This is a genomic window from Butyricimonas sp. Marseille-P2440, assembly GCF_900091675.1.
In the GTDB taxonomy this organism is placed as follows: domain Bacteria; phylum Bacteroidota; class Bacteroidia; order Bacteroidales; family Marinifilaceae; genus Butyricimonas; species Butyricimonas synergistica.
In genome coordinates, this window is the sequence record NZ_LT594610.1 from 594086 (window position 1) to 610792 (window position 16707).

A 16707-nucleotide genomic window follows, 5' to 3' on the forward strand; every position below is an offset into this window, starting at 1 on the left:
ATATGACGGAAAAGGATTGGTTTAGATAATTTGAATTGAAAAGATATGGTTCAAAATCTAAGGAAAGTTTCAGTATATTTATTTGGACTACGTTTATTGCGTACAGCAATGTCCGTGGTAACCGTAGCATTATCTGCCAAGTATTTTGGTGTTGGAATAGAGAGGGATGTTTGGTTGTTAGTGGTAGCGTTTATAACGACAATCAATTTAGCAGTGTGGGGACCCATTAATGAAACTTTTAGGACTAGATTTATATTTCTTCGAGAACAAGAAGGTGAAAATGAGGCTTTACGTAAAACGTCATCTTTACTTTCTTTTATGGTATTGGTAACAATATTAGTTTCTGGTTTAATTATGCTTTTTCCTAATTTCTTGATGCATATTATTGCTCCTTCTGTGTCAGACGAGAATAGCCATCTGTTTGTTAAAATGTTATATTTGTTGGTTCCGACTTTTCTTATTAATCAGTTGGTCGTTATTGGAACAAGTATTTTAAATGCATACGAGTCTTTCTATGTACCAGAGATTGTAAATTTTTTTTCAGGAATTCTTCATATCCTTTGTTTGTTATTACTCGCTCCTATAATTGGAATTGATTCGTTGGTTATTTCCATGTATTTGAGTCTCTCGTTGCTTTTATTGGTGCTCATTTTGTATATTCATAAGAAGAATATAAAGATGGGGTATTTGCCTTTGTTTTTTTCGTGGAAAGCTGTGAAACCATTTATTATTTTTTCGATCCCTTTTTTCATCCCTTATTTTGTTTCGCAGTGTAATGCTGTGGTAGAAAAAAGTATATCTAATTTAATGGGAATTGGGATTGTTTCGACAATTGACTATGCTCGTCGTTTTACAGAAGTATTGTTAGGTGTCTTTCTTGGGGTATTGAGTTCTGTGTTAGTTCCTACTTTATCAAAGCATTATTCTGACCACGATGAAGTTGGTTTTCTAGGTGTATTTAAACAATATGTACAGGTTGTTTTTTTGTTCCTTTCAATAACTCTTCCTTTATTAATAGGAGCTGCTTTGCCAATTGATACATTTTTTTATTTTCGAGGCGAAATAACAATGGATACAGTACTAGATATGGCACTATTAACACAATTGTATGGTGTCTCTTTTATAAGTGTTGCTCTTTATCTTTTTTTCGGTCTTTCTTTATTGTCTCAAAATCAAGGAAAGAAGTATGCGATATATGGAGCTTTGGCACAGGTGATCATGATCGTATTTGATGTTTTGTTTTATAAAGAGTTAGGAATTTATACTTTTGTTATAGCACTTTTTATTTCTCACACAATAGTAGCTATTATTATGTATTATTGTTTACGATTGACGAATAAAAAACATATGACAAAGTATATATTTCGTTATTTGTTTTTGTTGTTGTTGCTTATTGTTGTACAAATCGTGATCAATTACTATGTGGGCGGCATACATATACTTTTACAAATATTGCTTCAAGGAATTTGTTTGTTGATAACATTGCCTTTATTGGGATGGTTGTTCGGATTTAATCTAAAGCATTATATTACCATGATTAAAATGAAAATAGGATGAAAAGTATCGTCTTTTTGCTTCCATGTTCAGCTACTGTGCCGGTTGGTGGATTTAAAGTCGTTTATGAGTATGCTAATCGTTTGGCTGAGGATGGTTTGCTAGTTCATATAGTTTATGCAGCGCAGTTATTTCCAGAAGAATTTCCATTTGTGTATAGGTGTCGTCGTTGGCATTATTATTGGCATCTAAAACGGACGAAAGAGTATTTACCCAAAGAGTGGTTTGTGTTGGATGAACGAATTCAACAGAAATGGGTGTATTCTCTTGAGCAAAAGAATATACCAATAGTAGATTATTATATTGCAACTTCATGGGAAACTGCAGAGTATCTGATGAATTATCAGGGAATTGCTGACGATCATAGATTCTATTTTATCCAACATTATGAAGAATGGAGTTGTCGTGATGAAAGACGCTTGATCGCAACATGGAAGGCTCCTCTACATAAAATAGTAATTGCTCCTTGGTTGGAGAGGATTGCTCATAAAATGGGGGAGTTTGCTGATGTTGTTGAAAATGGATTTGATTTTAAAAGTTTTCAAATAAGTAAAGAAATTCAGAATCGTCAATATGATCGAATTATAATGTTATATCATGAATTAACATGGAAAGGTACGCAAGATGCTTTTAAGGCATTAGATATTGTGAAGCAGAAATATCCTTGTTTGACAGTAAATTTGTTTGGAGTTTTTCCTAAACCTGCAAATCTTCCAAACTGGTATATATATTATCAGATGCCTGATAAGGAAACTCTCAATCGAATTTATAATGAGGCAGCAATATATGTCGGAGCAAGCCATTCTGAAGGGTGGGGATTAACCGTAGGTGAAGCCATGCAATGCGGGTGCGCTGTTGTTTGTACTGATAATGGCGGATATGCGGTATTAGCACATCATGAAGAAACAGCGTTAGTTAGCCCTGTGAAAGATGTAGATTCTTTGGCGGTGAATGTGATTAGATTAATTGAAGATCAAGAATTACGTTTTAGACTAGCTGTATCAGGAAATCATTACGTGCAAAAATTCACATGGGAAAGTGCATATGATAAATTTAAAAATGTATTGATGCTACATTAAAGGGATAGAAGATATATTAGTAGTTGTGGGTGTTTATTTTTAATTGAATCTGAGTAAATGTTATAGTATTGTTAAAAATGAAAAAACTCATGTTGTTGACGCAACCTTTATCATATCTTCGCATCTTGAAAGTAAAAAGCAACACACACAACACACTATTATTAATTATATGAATACAAATCAAACATTTAAGGTCTACACGACGTAAACAAGCTTTGGAAAACGAGGAGGCGTTTTTCGAGTAAAATGAATGACGCATGAAGGAGATTGTTTAGGGTCCACAAAATGGACAAAGTAAGATTTTATGCCGTTTAAATAGATCGAAGAATGAAAAGAATATTGATAATTGGAGGAAGTAGTTTTATTGCAGGGCAGTTTATCCGGAATTACCAGTCGGAAGATTCTATAACTTGTTATAGCCGACGTCCTACAGGATACGATAAGGAAATCGTGGTAAAGGCGTTTTGGGATATGCCTGTGGAATCGTTCGTGGGGTTTGATGCGGTAATTAATTTCGCCGCTATCGTACACCGTCCGGAAGAGAAAAACCAAGAACTCTATGATGAGGTAAATTATCGAATGGCTTGTGTGTTAGCTCAGAAGGCTCGCCAAGCAGGTGTTCGTCAATTTATTCAAATGAGTACGATAGCCGTGTTCGGTACCGCTAGTCGTATTTCGTCAACGACGCCGGAGATGCCGAAGACTTATTACGGTAGTTCCAAGTTGAAAGCTGATAAGGAGTTGTTGGCAATGAGCAGTCACGAGTTCAAGACGGTGATCATTCGCCCCCCGATGGCTTATGGTGGGGGTATGGCTCCCGGAAATATGATGCGGTTGATCCGTTTGGTGAATCGTCATATACCGCTCCCGTTCGGATCAGCACGGAATAGCCGTGATTTTATTAACGTGAAGAATTTGATCGAGTTTATTCATTTGACCGTAGAGAAAGAAGTTGAAGGTGTTTTTTACCCGACGGATAAAGAACCTTATTCCACACGTAATGTTATTGAGGTGATCTCGAAACAATTGGGAGTACATACGATTAATCTGCCTTCGCCTTCACTGTTCTTGAAAATGGTTGAGAAGGTGCGTCCAGAGCTTTACCAGAAGTTGTGGGGGGATGTGGTGATAGATCGTCAATTAGCTTTAAATTCTATCGGTTATGAACCCCGGTACACGTTGGAAGAGGGGATTCGTGAGATGGTTGAATCGTTCAGGCAGAGAAAATGATAGATTGGATTTTCGGGTTTGTTCTCCTTCTACTTTTTGTGATGGAGAACATTTATTTTAAGATAGCGGAGAAATATAAGATAATAGATGTTCCTAACGAGAGGAGTTCACATCATACAATTACCCTGCGAGGAGGCGGGGTGATTTTTTATTTTGGTGTGCTTGTCTATGGTTTGATATTCGGTTTTTTCGCCCCGTGGTTCTTGTGTGGTTTGACGTTGGTGGCGGTGGTAAGTTTCTTGGATGATATGCATCCGCTTTCGGCTAAGTTGCGTTTGCTGGTGCAGGCTTTGGCGTTGTTGTTTCTGATGGTGCAATTGGGAATACATGAAGTTTCGTGGGGATATGTGATTGTTGCTTTGTTTGTCTGTTTGGCGATCCTGAATATATATAATTTCATGGATGGTATTAACGGGATTACCGGGGGATATAGCCTGGTCGTGTTGCTTGCCTTGTGGGCGATAAATACATGGGTAGTGCAGATTGCTCCCGCGGGATTTATTCCAGTGATTATATTATCTTTATTGGTATTTAATTTTTATAATTTCAGAATTCATGCCCGGTGTTTTTCAGGGGACGTGGGTGCTGTTTCGATTGCTTTTATACTTCTTTTTTTGTTGGGAACTTTTATCGTGCGCACAGGGGAGATTTCTGCTTTAATTCTGTTCGGCGTGTACGGGATTGATGGGGTGTTGACGATTATTCACCGCTTGATGTTGAAAGAGAATATAGGGCAACCGCATCGCAAGCACTTGTACCAGCTATTGGCTAACGAGGGAAAGGTGCCCCATCTTTCGGTTTCGCTTATTTACATGGCGGTGCAAGCATTGGTAAGTGCCGGGTATCTGCTAGTGGCGGTTTATCTTCCGTCGTACACTCTTTTATATGCTATAGCGAGTGTCATTTTACTCGTGACGATCTATCTTCCGTTGCGTCGTAAGTATTATGCACTATGGACAGGAAAGTAGGATTATAAAAATATATTTGTATCTTTGTGCCGGATCCGGCTAGTAGGTTTGCGATTTGCCCCGTGAGGAGGGCGGTTTGGTTGTGAACTGAAAGGATGGTTGCGTAAAAACATTCAAAAAAAGTAATATGAGATTTTTAATATTGATCGTACTAATACTTGGTGTGTCGGGAGCGACTTTTGCACAAATGACAGATGCCCAAGTGATAGAGGCTGTAAAGGAGGCGCAAGCCCAAGGAAAAAGTCAAGACGAGATTGTGGTCATGTTGGCTGAAAAAGGTGTGACCAAAGAACAGGTTTTGCGAATTAAAGAGAATTACGAGAAGGGTTCAACTGCCCAAACTGGTTTGTCGCAAGGAAGTAGGGAGCGGCTAGAAACCATTTCAGTTGGTAACCGGGATGTCGTACTGGTCACGGAAGGTGACAAGACAGGGGTATTCGGTAGGAATTTGTTTAGCAACAAAAACCTTACGTTCGAGCCGAATTTGAATATTCCGACACCGGATAATTACAAGCTAGGTCCCGGAGATGAGGTAATTATTGATATTTGGGGAAACTCGGAAACTACGATTCGCCAAGTAATTTCCCCGGAAGGGAATATTAATGTGTCGGGGATAGGACCGGTTTATTTGAACGGCAGACAAATCCGGGAAGCGTCATCTTATTTGAAAAATGTATTCGGTCGGATTTATTCGGATTTGATTTCCGATGAGCCGAAGACGTTTTTGAAGCTCTCTTTAGGGCAGATCCGGAGTATCAGCGTGAATATCATGGGTGAAGTGGTGATGCCGGGAACTTACACGTTGCCTTCTTTGGCGACTGTATTTCACGCTTTGTATTCTGCTGGCGGGGTGAGTAATGTAGGAACATTACGGGACGTGATATTATACCGGAATGGAAAAGCGTTAAAACATATTGACGTGTACGAGTATGTAATGAAAGGGGACGACAGCATTGATATTACTTTGCAAGACGGTGATTTAATCAATATCGGGACATTCCAAAAAATAGTGACTATCTCGGGAAATGTGAAACGTCCGATGCGTTATGAGTTGAAGAATGACGAGAGTTTGGAGCAGTTGTTGGAGTATGCGGGTGGTTTTTCAAGTAACGCGTATAAAAAAAATTTGAATATCAGTCGTAAGGGAGATACAGAATATAGGATGTTTACGGTTTTTAGTGACGAGTATCCTTCTTTTATCATGGAAAATGGAGATGCCGTGCGGGTGGATGCGATATTGGATAAATATGAAAATAAGGTTACAATTAGCGGTGCTGTATTCCGTCCTGGAGATTATGCGATTAACCCCATGATAAAAACTTTGGGAGATTTGCTCGCGATAGCCGAGGGACCGAGGGAGGATGCTTTCTTAAACCGAGCCATATTGTACCGGGAAAAGGAGGATTTGACACGGGAGGCTTTGGCGATAGATTTAGGTAAATTTGTAAGCGGAGGAGCAGAAGATATTCCTTTGCGGAAAAATGACGTGTTGTATGTCCCCTCGAAGACTGCATTGCGGGAAGGATACGTGATTGAGATTCGGGGAGAGGTGAAGAATCCGAAACAGTATGATTTTGTAGAAAACATGACATTAGAGGATGCTGTCATTCAAGCTGGTGGGTTGCTGGAATCGGCTTCCGAGGTGAGGGTGGATGTGTCCAGGAGAATAAAATCACCAAAGAGTACAACCGAGGCGCCCGAGGAAGCCGAGTTGTTTACTTTTGCGTTGAAAGACGGGTTAGTCGTGGATGGAATCAAGAACTTCGTGCTGGAGCCTTTTGACGAGATTTACGTGCGTCGGTCTCCGGGATATCGGGAACAGCAGAATGTGCGGGTAGAGGGGGAAATCCTTTACCCGGGGACTTATGCCAAAATGTCTATAAATGACCGGCTTTCAGATTTAGTGAAGCGTGCCGGGGGGATAACATCCAAAGCTTATATGAAAGGAGCCCGTTTGGAACGGCAGATGAATCAAGATGAATTAATGAGAGTGGCGTCAGCCGAGAAATTGACAAAATTTACGGAGGGTGATTCCATATCAATGGAAAGTTTGGATTTAGCACGAACTTATTTTGTTGGTATTGATTTAGAGAAAGCTCTTGCTAATCCAGGCGGGGAAGATGACTTGGTTCTTCGAGAAGGAGACGTGTTGCATGTGTCTAATTTTGTTAATACCGTGAAAATCAGTGGGGCTGTGATGTACCCTAATGCGGTTACTTACAAGAATAAAATGAAGTTGAGGGATTATATAGATAATGCCGGGGGGTATAGCATGAATGCAAAGAAGCGCAGGGCTTACGTGATTTATCCCAATGGAACATTGGCTGTGCGTCGGGGAGGACGAAATCCAAAGATTGAACCGGGATGTGAGATTATTGTGCCCATGAAGTTGGAGAGAAAGAACCGGTTGGGATTGCCGGAAATATTGAGTCTGACTTCTTCTACGACATCCATTGCCGCAATGGTTACATCAATTCTTAATAGCACGAAGTAGTTATGGGACAGGAAATGAAAGAACAGATGAATCAGATGCCGCAAGAGGAGGAAATTGATTTGGTTGAAGTGATCCGGAAATTATGGAAAAACCGGAAATTGATTATTCGGGTCACGGTTGTTTTTATGGTGATCGGCGTGTTGGTTGCTCTCTTCAGTCCGAAGGAATATTCAGCCGGATGTACGATGGTGCCTCAAACAGGTGATAAGAAAGCTAGCGGGGGATTGAGCGGATTGGCTTCCATGGTAGGTATTAATTTAGGATCTATGGGAGGTGGAGAGGTTTTAGCCCCGGCAATTTATCCCAAGATATTGTCCAGTATCCCGTTCAAGAAAGAATTGATGGCAACGTCGTTGAAGTTTGAGGAATACGAGCAACCGATCACATTGTTTGATTATTACACGAAAGACGAGTATAAAAAATTCAGCCTTTTCGGTACGATAGCCAAATACACGATTGGTTTGCCGGGAGTGATTATCGGAGCGATTCGGGGGAAAGACACGACTACCGTGGTGCTGGACCAAGAGTCAGCAATACAGTCGCTTTCTCAGGATGAAAAAGAGGTTTCCGAGAAGTTGAACCAGATTATCTCGTTGAACGTGAACGATAAGGACGGGTACGTGCAATTGACGGCTTCTTTACCGGAACCGTTAGCTGTAGCTCAGTTGGCACAACAAGCACAGAAGTTATTGCAACAGTATATTACGCGTTTTAAAATCGAGAAAGTTCAGTCAAATCTGGATTTCGTGCAAAAACAATATGATAAAGCGAAGGAGCGTTATGAGATAAAACAGGAGGAGTTGGCTAAGTTCCGGGATTCCAATAAGGGGTTTGTTTCTGCAGTGGCTAAAACTCGGGAGGAGATGTTAACGAACGAGTATAATCTAGCCTATAATGTTTACTCTGAATTAGCCAAACAATTGGAACAAGCTGAAATTGCCGTGAACGAGACGACCCCGATATTGACGGTTGTCGAGCCCGTGGTGGTACCCGTGGAGCGTTCCAAGCCCAAGAGAGGGTTGATATGTGTACTCTTTACGTTTTTAGGTGGTTTCGCTGGGATTGGTATCGTATTGGGATTGCCATTTTTGGCTAACACGTTTGGAAATGATAAATTGAAGAAGTGGATTAAAGAATAGACAAGTCCTAATAAAGATAGAATAGGGTGAGTAAGAGTTCTAAAGTGCTTTTACTCACCTTTTATTTTGTTTACTAATAGTTCGTTTCGGGTGGTGGCATTTATTTTTTGATTTTTTTCTTGCAAGAGTTTAATCCTTTTCCGGTCCGGTGGTGTAATTAAGACGTGTATTAAAAGTAAAATGTAAAATTAAAATTTAGAAACATGAAGAATTTAATCTACATCGGTCTGGCGCTGTTGTGTCTGGCGTGTGCTACTGACCCCCAGAAGGAAATGGAAAAGAAACTCCTTGGTGAATGGTGCAATCCTTACACGTATCAGTCCACGGGTGAATTGAAGGGTTTTCGCTTTAAGAAGGGGGGCGTTTGCGAGAGTATAAACATTCCGACTTTGGATTTGAAAACTTGGGAGATTCAAGAGGGGTATTTGATCATTAAAGGCGAGAGTATCGAGGAAGATGGAACGAGAGAAGAATATCTGACTAAAGAGAAGATCGATCAATTGAATGCGGACAGTTTGTCTTTGCTAGTGACTGCCGGTCCTCCCCGTATTGCATTCTTGTACTTGAATACTAAAGTAATTAAAGACCGAGTAACCCCTGAAAAGTAAGAATTATGTGCCGTTTATCATATATCGTTATTCTAAGTTTTATTCATGTGTTTTTAGTTTCTTTTTCCTGTTATTCCCAGAGGAAGGAGTTAGATGAGGAAGCTTATCAGAAGTGGCGGCGGGTGGATAGTTATAAATTGTCTCCCGACGGAAAGTGGGTTTTGTACAGGTATATGTATTTCGATAATGATGCGGCAAACGAGGTTACTCGGAATATTTATTATTTCTATGAAGTGAAAACCGGGAGAACGAGTACTTTGGAGTGTTCGGATACTCCCGAGTTTTTTGCTGGCGGGGAGTGGATTGCTTACGATAAGCCGACGGGTGACGATGTGATTCGTGTGGCTCGTTGTTTGCGGAATAGTAAAGAGATTCCATTACGGGAAGGTATGGAACTTAATCCGGAAATTCCTCTTGTTGCTTACCAAACGAACGATACGTTGGTCGTGAAAGGTCTTGAAGCGAAGGATAGTTTGATGCTGACGGGTGTGGGGACTTATTATTTGTATGATAAGGATTGGAAAATTGTTTATTTAAAACGAGAAGCCGATAGTCATGTGATTTATTTCGGCTCTCGGAATAAGGCGGGTAAGTACGAGTGTATTTATCGGGATAATACGAAACGGTTGGATCATTTTTACTTTAACGAGTGGGGACTAGATGGGGGATTTTCTTTTGATGGGAAAGAAGGAGAGAAGGGATATTACACGTTTTCGTTGAAGACGAAGCTTGTTGAAGAATTGCTCAATAACGATAAGATCGGAGAGATGAATATCGATACGCGGTCAGTGCGTCAATTGGGAACTTCGAAACGTGTTATGTTCGAGAAGCGAAAGAAAGCGCAAGCTGCAAAGCCCAAGGGCAAGAAAGATGAGAGTTTTACTCTTGAACTTTGGAGTTGGAATGATCCCGTAATTCCTTCGCAACAAGCGATCAGTGGGTACCGTCCCCAAAAGTTGACTCCCGAGAAATTTATGTCAGACGCAACGAATGGCAAATGTTTCCAACTTTGTGAAGCGGGACACCCGGAGTTATATATGGCAGAAACGGATCAACCTACTTATGCTTACGAGAAGGATGAAACGCCTTATTTGGATAAGCGGGACTGGTTGCATGACGCTCGTTTTGATCTTTACCTTATAAATTTGGCCACCGCAGAACATCGTTTGGTGGCGGAGGCTTTGACTCGGCGGGTGTATTGGAGTCCGAACGGGGATTATTTACTTTACTATGATAATAACAAACGTTCGTGGGTGATATTGGAACCGGGAACTTTTACCCGTAGGGTACTTGCGGATGAGATTCCATATCCTTTGTATGATGAATTATACGATCGTCCGAATCCAGCACCTTCTTACGGTATTGCGGGATGGAGTACGGATGGTAAACAATTGATCGTTTATGATCGTTTTGATATTTGGGTGGTGGATTTGTCGGGTGCCACGGATACGTATTGCTGGACAAAGGAAGAAGGGCGTAAGCGTAATACGATATTTCGGCTGTTCAATATCGATTGGGATATTGTACGTGTTGATATGAAGGGGGAGTGTCGTGTTATGTCGACGGACTGGACAACAAAAAATACAGGTGTTTGGACGTTATCTCCGTCCGGAAAATTGACCCCGCAGATTGAGGGGGCTTTTATGCTGACGATCTCTCAACAATCCACGGATGGGAAAACATTATTATGCACGAGGCAGAATTACCAAGAGGATCGAGATTTATGGATTGCTGATGCCTCGTTCCGGAAGATGCGGAAGATCACAAACGTGAATCCGCAACGTGCAGATTACAAGTGGGGGACCATGCAGCAGGTAGAATGGACGAATTATGCCGGGAAAACCAATCAAGGGTTGCTTTATTTGCCGGATGATTACGATAAAAATAAGAGTTACCCGACTATCGTAACTTTTTATGAAACCCATACACCAGAGATGCACATTCATCCCGTGCCCGGCTTGAGTCACGCGATGATTGATATCCCAACATATGTCAGCAAGGGGTATATCGTGTTTCAGCCGGATGTTTATTTTGAAATCGGTAACCCGGGTAAGAGTTCTTATGATGCCGTGGTGAGCGGGACGAAAGCTCTGATTGATAGAGGAATTATCGATCCGAAACGAGTTGGGTTGCAGGGGCATAGTTGGTCGGGATTCCAGGCTGCGTACCTAGTGACGAGAACAAATATGTTTACTTGCGTGAATATCGGGGCTGCTTTGATTAATTTGACATCTGTTTATACTGGAATTCGAGAGGAGAGCGGTATCCCCTGTATGTTGATGTATGAGGATTGGCAGTGTCGCATGGGGACGACTCTTTGGGAGAATTTGGATGGATATATTGAAAATTCTCCATTGTTGTTTGCCGACCGGATACATACCCCAGCATTAATTTTTCATTGCGATAAGGACGGAGCGGTGTCTTATTATGATGGCAGGAATCTTTTTCTTGCCTTGCGGCGTTTGCAACGTCCGGCATGGATGTTGAATTATGTCGGGGAAGGGCATTTTTTGGGTGCTCGTCCGGCACAGAAGGATTGGACGATACGGTTGGAACAATTCTTTAACCATTATCTCAAGGAAGAACCAATGCCCCGGTGGATGAAAGAAGGAATTAATATTCACGAACGGGGGTACGATCAAAAATATGATTTTTAATGAATACATTTATGACAATATCGTTGGTGTCCATGCCATAAGGCATGGATTTTTTTGTGATTATGATCCGGGATTCTTGTGATTGGAGAGGTCTTTGGGTAAAAAGAGATTATTTTATTTCAAATTCTTTGGTTTAGTTTGAAGAAACTTATTAAAGTTATAACTTTGAAAGTCCTAATTTAATATGAGGCGGATAGCATAAATATAAAAGTAGATTATGAAGAATTTTGCAATATTCGGAGTTGCCGGGTATATCGCTCCCAGGCATCTGCGTGCGATTAAAGATACCGAAAATCGTTTGGTAGCGGCGTATGATAAGTTTGATAGTGTGGGAATCATGGATAGTTATTTCCCGGATTGCTCGTTTTTCACGGAGATGGAGTTGTTCGACCGCCATTGTTCCAAGTTGAAAAAGACGACGAGCCGGGTAGACATGGTGGCTATTTGCACTCCGAATTATTTGCATGATGCGCATATTCGTTACGGTTTGCGATTAGGAGCAGACGTGATTTGCGAGAAGCCTCTGGTGTTGAACCCGTGGAATATTGATGCATTGGAAGAGGTGGAACGGGAGACTGGGCATAAGGGATACACGATTTTGCAGTTGCGTTTGCATGATTCGATCAAGGCGCTGAAAAAAAAGATTGACGAGGGACCTAAAGATAAAGTGTACGACGTGGACTTGACGTATATTACGTCCCGGGGAAATTGGTATTACACGAGTTGGAAAGGTGACGAGCGTAAGAGTGGAGGGGTGGCTACGAATATCGGGGTGCATTTCTACGATATGTTGTCATGGATATTCGGTCCGGTGAAGGAAAATATCGTGCATGTGATGAGTCATGATCGAGTAGCGGGTTTTCTCGGGTTGGAAAAAGCCCGTGTGCGGTATTTTCTGAGTATAAATGCCGATAATTTACCGGAGAATGCCGTGGAGGGCGAGAAACGGACGTTCCGTTCAATTCAGATAGAGGGTGAAGAATTCGAGTTTAGCCAAGGATTCACGGAATTGCACACGGAGAGCTATCGCCACATTTTGGCGGGTGAGGGTTTTCGTATAGAGGAAGCCCGGAATTGTATTGGTATCGTGCATGACATCCGGCACGCTACGCCAATAGGGTTGAAGGGGGATTATCATCCGTTGGCGAAATTGCCTTTGGCAAAACATCCGTTCGGGTGGAACCGTTGATAATTTAGTGATTTAGAGATTGACGATTTAGTGATTAAAAATGACGATGAAAGTAATAGATAATGAATTATTGGATGAAGTGTCCCGGCAGGCGAGGGAGAGTGAGCGTTTACGCATGAATTACAATTTTCATGATTCACTGGATGCGAAGGCGCAACGCTTGCTTAATGCTTTGGAGCCGGGAACTGAATTGCCCGTGCATAGGCATTGTATGACAGCCGAAACCTATATCGTGTTGAGGGGTAGAATCCGAGTGTTTTTCTATGATGACGACAAGCGGGTAACAGAGGAGGTAGAACTCGACCCGTCGGAAGGAAATTACGGTATTCATATTCCAGCCGGGCAATGGCACACGTTGGAAGTTGTGGAGAAAGATACCGTGATTTTTGAAGTGAAAGACGGACCTTATATGCCAATCGAGCCAAAAGACCGGTTAGATTGACGGATTTTGAATTGATGATTTTAGATGCGTATTTATGTACAATAAATTGATAAACAAAGAGGCGAAGTTGGCACTGATCGGTTTGGGATACGTGGGGTTGCCGATTGCTTTGGAATTTGCGAAAAAAATTTCCGTGATAGGTTTTGATATAAGTGAGGAGCGTTTGGCGAAGATGCGGAATCATATAGACCCTAGCGGAGAATTGGAAGCGGAAGCTTTTGAAGGTAGCGATATCGAGTTCACGGCTTCGGTGGATGTGTTGAGGGAGGCTTCGTTTTTTATCGTGGCGGTTCCGACACCGATAGATCGTTTTAATCAACCGGATCTGACTCCTTTATTGGCGGCTTCCCGTACCGTGGGAAAAGCTTTGAAAAAAGGAGATTACGTGGTATATGAATCTACCGTGTATCCCGGATGTACGGAGGAGGATTGTGTACCCGTGTTGGAAGAGGTTTCCGGGTTGCGGGCGGGTGTGGATTTCAAGATAGGATATTCTCCGGAGCGAATTAATCCCGGGGATAAGGTACACACGTTGGCAAACACGGTGAAGATTGTTTCTGGCTGTGATGCCGAAACATTGGAAACGGTGGCAAAGGTATACGAGTTGGTGGTGAAGCCGGGTGTACATCGTGCCCCCAACATCAAAGTGGCAGAGGCGGGAAAGATTATCGAGAATACGCAACGGGACGTGAATATAGCTTTAATGAACGAATTGTCCATTATTTGCAGCCGTATTGGTATCAACACGTATGATGTGTTGGAAGCTGCGGGAACAAAATGGAATTTTTTGAAGTTCTATCCCGGTTTGGTTGGGGGGCATTGTATCGGTGTCGATCCGTATTATTTGGTACATAAAGCGAAAGAATTGAAGTATCATCCGCAGATGATTAATGCCGGGCGGTTCGTGAACGATTCTATGGGCGGGTATATCGCCAAGAAAATTGTGAAACGAATGATTGCCATGGGTAAGAATATTTTGGGCGCAAGGGTGCTGGTAATGGGAATCACGTTTAAGGAAAATGTGTCGGATATCCGGAATTCGAAGGTGGTAGATATTGTGAACGAGTTGAAAGATTTCGGGGTAGACGTGGATGTTACTGACCCGCATGCGGATCCGGAAGAGGTGATTCGGGAATATGGATTCCCGTTAATCGAGCAACCGAGAGCTAATTATGATGCGGTTATTGTAGCCGTTTCCCACATGGAGTATCTCGACTTGGACGAGATGTATTTTCAGGGACTGACATACGAGCATGCGGTGCTTGGAGATGTAAAAGGTATTTATAGGGGAAAAATTCATCAATTGAAATACTGGAGCCTATAAATAAAATGATAACTTCGCGTCATAAATAGAAGATATGAAAGGAATTGTATTAGCCGGTGGATCCGGGACCAGGTTATATCCAATTACCAAAGGCGTATCGAAGCAATTATTGCCGATATATGACAAGCCAATGGTGTATTATCCTATTTCAGTGTTAATGCTGGCAGGAATCAGGGATATTTTAATTATTTCTACACCCCAGGATTTATCGGGATTTAAGCGTTTATTAGGTGATGGCTCCGATTATGGGGTGCATTTTACTTATGCCGAACAACCCAGCCCGGATGGGTTGGCACAAGCATTTATCATCGGCGAGGAATTCGTCGGGAATGATTCGGTGTGTTTGGTGTTAGGGGATAATATTTTTTACGGGCAACATTTCACGGGAATGTTGTTGGATGCCGTGAAACACGCGGAAGTTGAAAATAAAGCTACCGTATTCGGTTACTGGGTGAATGACCCGGAGCGGTACGGGGTTGCCGAGTTTGATAAAGACGGGAATGTGTTGAGTATCGTGGAAAAGCCGAAAGAGCCGAAGTCCAATTACGCAGTGGTGGGGTTGTATTTTTACCCGAATGAGGTGATACAAGTGGCAAAGAATATTAAACCGTCTGCCCGCGGAGAGTTGGAAATTACTTCCGTGAACCAGTTTTTTTTGGAAAAAGGGGATTTGAAAGTACAGTTATTGGGGCGTGGCTTTGCGTGGTTGGATACAGGTACTCACGATTCATTGGCTGAGGCATCTACTTTTGTCGAGGTAATCGAGAAACGCCAAGGATTGAAAATTGCCTGCCTGGAAGAAATTGCTTATCGCAAAGGATGGATTGAAGTAGAGCAGTTAAAGGAGTTAGCCCAACCTATGATCAAAAATCAATACGGACAATATTTGTTGAAACTACTCCAGTAGTTTCAACAAGTTTTTGGTTGCGTGTGTCGTATTATTAAAAATAAATTGTTATAGCTAATGAAGAATATTTTAATAACCGGCGGTGCCGGGTTTATTGGTTCGCATCTGGTCAGACTAATGGTGAATAAATATCCGGAATACCGTATCGTGAATTTGGATAAGTTGACTTACGCGGGAAATCTTGCGAATTTGAAAGATGTGGAAAACAAGCCGAACTATGTATTTGTAAAAGCAGATATTTGTGATTTCGAGCGGATACGTGAGATTTTTTCAGAGTACCAGATTGACGGAGTAATACATTTGGCGGCAGAGAGCCATGTGGATCGTTCGATCCGAGATCCATTTTCTTTTGCACAGACGAATGTGATGGGGACTTTGAGTTTGCTGCAAGCGGCTAGATTAGCATGGGACGGGAACTTTGACGACAAATTATTTTATCATGTATCGACAGATGAGGTATACGGTTCATTGCAATCGGATGGCGGTTTCTTCTTGGAGACGACGAAATATGATCCCCATTCCCCGTACTCGGCATCGAAAGCATCTTCCGACCATTTCGTGCGGGCTTTTCATGACACATACGGGATGCCCGTGAAGATTTCCAATTGTTCGAACAATTACGGGACTTATCAATTCCCGGAGAAATTGATACCTTTATTTATTAATAATATACGTCATAATAAACCACTTCCGGTGTACGGGAAAGGTGAGAACGTGCGGGATTGGTTGTTCGTGGAAGATCATGCTCGTGCTATTGATTTGATATTCCACAAGGGGAAAGTCGGAGATACGTATAATATTGGAGGTTTCAACGAGTGGAAGAATATTGATTTGATCAAGGTAATGATTAAAGTAACGGATCGTCTTTTGGGACGTCCGGAAGGCTCTTCCGAGAAACTGATTACTTACGTGACTGATCGTGCCGGACATGATTTGCGTTATGCCATAGACTCCACAAAACTGCATAAAGAATTGGGATGGGAACCCTCTTTGCAGTTCGAGGAAGGTATTGAAAAAACTGTGAAATGGTATCTGGATAACCAAGATTGGCTGGATAACGTAACTAGTGGTGAGTATATGAATTATTACAAGGAAATGTATAACCAGTAGAGGAAA

The 16707-nt window shown here is 41.8% G+C and carries 13 protein-coding genes; all 13 read left to right on the plus strand.

What is annotated here, in order from left to right; all coding sequences use genetic code 11:
* Nucleotides 1–45: 45 nt before the first annotated feature.
* The 13 genes from BN8899_RS13510 to rfbB all read left to right on the plus strand — a co-directional run bounded on the left by BN8899_RS13510 (nt 46) and on the right by rfbB (nt 16701).
* The gene (locus BN8899_RS13510; protein ID WP_065219827.1) at nt 46–1557 is read left to right on the plus strand and encodes a lipid II flippase MurJ; all 1512 of its coding nucleotides are present in this window, start codon (nt 46–48) and stop codon (nt 1555–1557) included.
* Nucleotides 1554–2633 (plus strand): glycosyltransferase family 4 protein, encoded by a 1080-nt coding sequence (locus BN8899_RS13515; RefSeq protein ID WP_065219828.1) that lies wholly within the window; start codon nt 1554–1556, stop codon nt 2631–2633. Before BN8899_RS13510 ends, BN8899_RS13515 begins: the two co-directional genes overlap by 4 nt.
* Nucleotides 2634–2960: 327 nt before the next feature.
* Nucleotides 2961–3863: an NAD-dependent epimerase/dehydratase family protein gene (locus tag BN8899_RS13520; protein ID WP_065219829.1), complete on the plus strand. Its 903-nt coding sequence runs from the start codon at nt 2961–2963 to the stop codon at nt 3861–3863.
* Nucleotides 3860–4831 (plus strand): MraY family glycosyltransferase, encoded by a 972-nt coding sequence (locus BN8899_RS13525; protein WP_065219830.1) that lies wholly within the window; start codon nt 3860–3862, stop codon nt 4829–4831. The genes BN8899_RS13520 and BN8899_RS13525 overlap by 4 nt, the downstream gene beginning before the upstream one ends.
* Nucleotides 4832–4958: 127 nt before the next feature.
* The gene (locus tag BN8899_RS13530; RefSeq protein ID WP_065219831.1) at nt 4959–7325 is read left to right on the plus strand and encodes an SLBB domain-containing protein; all 2367 of its coding nucleotides are present in this window, start codon (nt 4959–4961) and stop codon (nt 7323–7325) included.
* Between the two features lie 2 nt (nt 7326–7327).
* Nucleotides 7328–8464: a Wzz/FepE/Etk N-terminal domain-containing protein gene (locus BN8899_RS13535; protein WP_065219832.1), complete on the plus strand. Its 1137-nt coding sequence runs from the start codon at nt 7328–7330 to the stop codon at nt 8462–8464.
* 203 nt (nt 8465–8667) lie between these two features.
* Complete coding sequence (locus tag BN8899_RS13540) at nt 8668–9072, plus strand: lipocalin family protein (protein WP_018337010.1); 405 nt, start codon at nt 8668–8670, stop codon at nt 9070–9072.
* Nucleotides 9073–9077: 5 nt separating this feature from the next.
* Entirely contained in the window at nt 9078–11729 is a 2652-nt protein-coding gene (locus BN8899_RS13545) for a S9 family peptidase (protein ID WP_065219833.1), read from the plus strand.
* 217 nt (nt 11730–11946) lie between these two features.
* Nucleotides 11947–12918, plus strand: a complete 972-nt coding sequence (locus tag BN8899_RS13550) for a Gfo/Idh/MocA family oxidoreductase (RefSeq protein ID WP_018337008.1) — start codon at nt 11947–11949, stop codon at nt 12916–12918.
* Between the two features lie 46 nt (nt 12919–12964).
* Nucleotides 12965–13360: a WbuC family cupin fold metalloprotein gene (locus tag BN8899_RS13555; protein ID WP_026207363.1), complete on the plus strand. Its 396-nt coding sequence runs from the start codon at nt 12965–12967 to the stop codon at nt 13358–13360.
* A gap of 34 nt (nt 13361–13394) precedes the next feature.
* Nucleotides 13395–14684: a nucleotide sugar dehydrogenase gene (locus tag BN8899_RS13560; RefSeq protein ID WP_065219834.1), complete on the plus strand. Its 1290-nt coding sequence runs from the start codon at nt 13395–13397 to the stop codon at nt 14682–14684.
* Nucleotides 14685–14718: 34 nt separating this feature from the next.
* Nucleotides 14719–15591, plus strand: coding sequence for a glucose-1-phosphate thymidylyltransferase RfbA (gene rfbA, locus BN8899_RS13565; protein WP_065219835.1), 873 nt, complete (start codon nt 14719–14721; stop codon nt 15589–15591).
* A 57-nt stretch (nt 15592–15648) separates the two neighbouring features.
* Nucleotides 15649–16701 (plus strand): dTDP-glucose 4,6-dehydratase, encoded by a 1053-nt coding sequence (gene rfbB, locus BN8899_RS13570; protein ID WP_065219836.1) that lies wholly within the window; start codon nt 15649–15651, stop codon nt 16699–16701.
* Nucleotides 16702–16707: the final 6 nt, after the last annotated feature.

What these genes read in the sequence shown, in the direction of transcription:
- BN8899_RS13535 (WP_065219832.1), top strand. Translation starts at nt 7,328, where the DNA reads ATGGGACAGGAAATGAAAGAACAGATGAATCAGATGCCGCAAGAGGAG.
- BN8899_RS13550 (WP_018337008.1), top strand. Translation starts at nt 11,947, where the DNA reads ATGAAGAATTTTGCAATATTCGGAGTTGCCGGGTATATCGCTCCCAGG.
- BN8899_RS13540 (WP_018337010.1), top strand. Translation starts at nt 8,668, where the DNA reads ATGAAGAATTTAATCTACATCGGTCTGGCGCTGTTGTGTCTGGCGTGT.
- BN8899_RS13530 (WP_065219831.1), top strand. Translation starts at nt 4,959, where the DNA reads ATGAGATTTTTAATATTGATCGTACTAATACTTGGTGTGTCGGGAGCG.
- BN8899_RS13520 (WP_065219829.1), top strand. Translation starts at nt 2,961, where the DNA reads ATGAAAAGAATATTGATAATTGGAGGAAGTAGTTTTATTGCAGGGCAG.
- rfbA (WP_065219835.1), top strand. Translation starts at nt 14,719, where the DNA reads ATGAAAGGAATTGTATTAGCCGGTGGATCCGGGACCAGGTTATATCCA.
- BN8899_RS13510 (WP_065219827.1), top strand. Translation starts at nt 46, where the DNA reads ATGGTTCAAAATCTAAGGAAAGTTTCAGTATATTTATTTGGACTACGT.
- BN8899_RS13560 (WP_065219834.1), top strand. Translation starts at nt 13,395, where the DNA reads ATGTACAATAAATTGATAAACAAAGAGGCGAAGTTGGCACTGATCGGT.
- BN8899_RS13515 (WP_065219828.1), top strand. Translation starts at nt 1,554, where the DNA reads ATGAAAAGTATCGTCTTTTTGCTTCCATGTTCAGCTACTGTGCCGGTT.
- BN8899_RS13525 (WP_065219830.1), top strand. Translation starts at nt 3,860, where the DNA reads ATGATAGATTGGATTTTCGGGTTTGTTCTCCTTCTACTTTTTGTGATG.
- BN8899_RS13555 (WP_026207363.1), top strand. Translation starts at nt 12,965, where the DNA reads ATGAAAGTAATAGATAATGAATTATTGGATGAAGTGTCCCGGCAGGCG.
- rfbB (WP_065219836.1), top strand. Translation starts at nt 15,649, where the DNA reads ATGAAGAATATTTTAATAACCGGCGGTGCCGGGTTTATTGGTTCGCAT.
- BN8899_RS13545 (WP_065219833.1), top strand. Translation starts at nt 9,078, where the DNA reads ATGTGCCGTTTATCATATATCGTTATTCTAAGTTTTATTCATGTGTTT.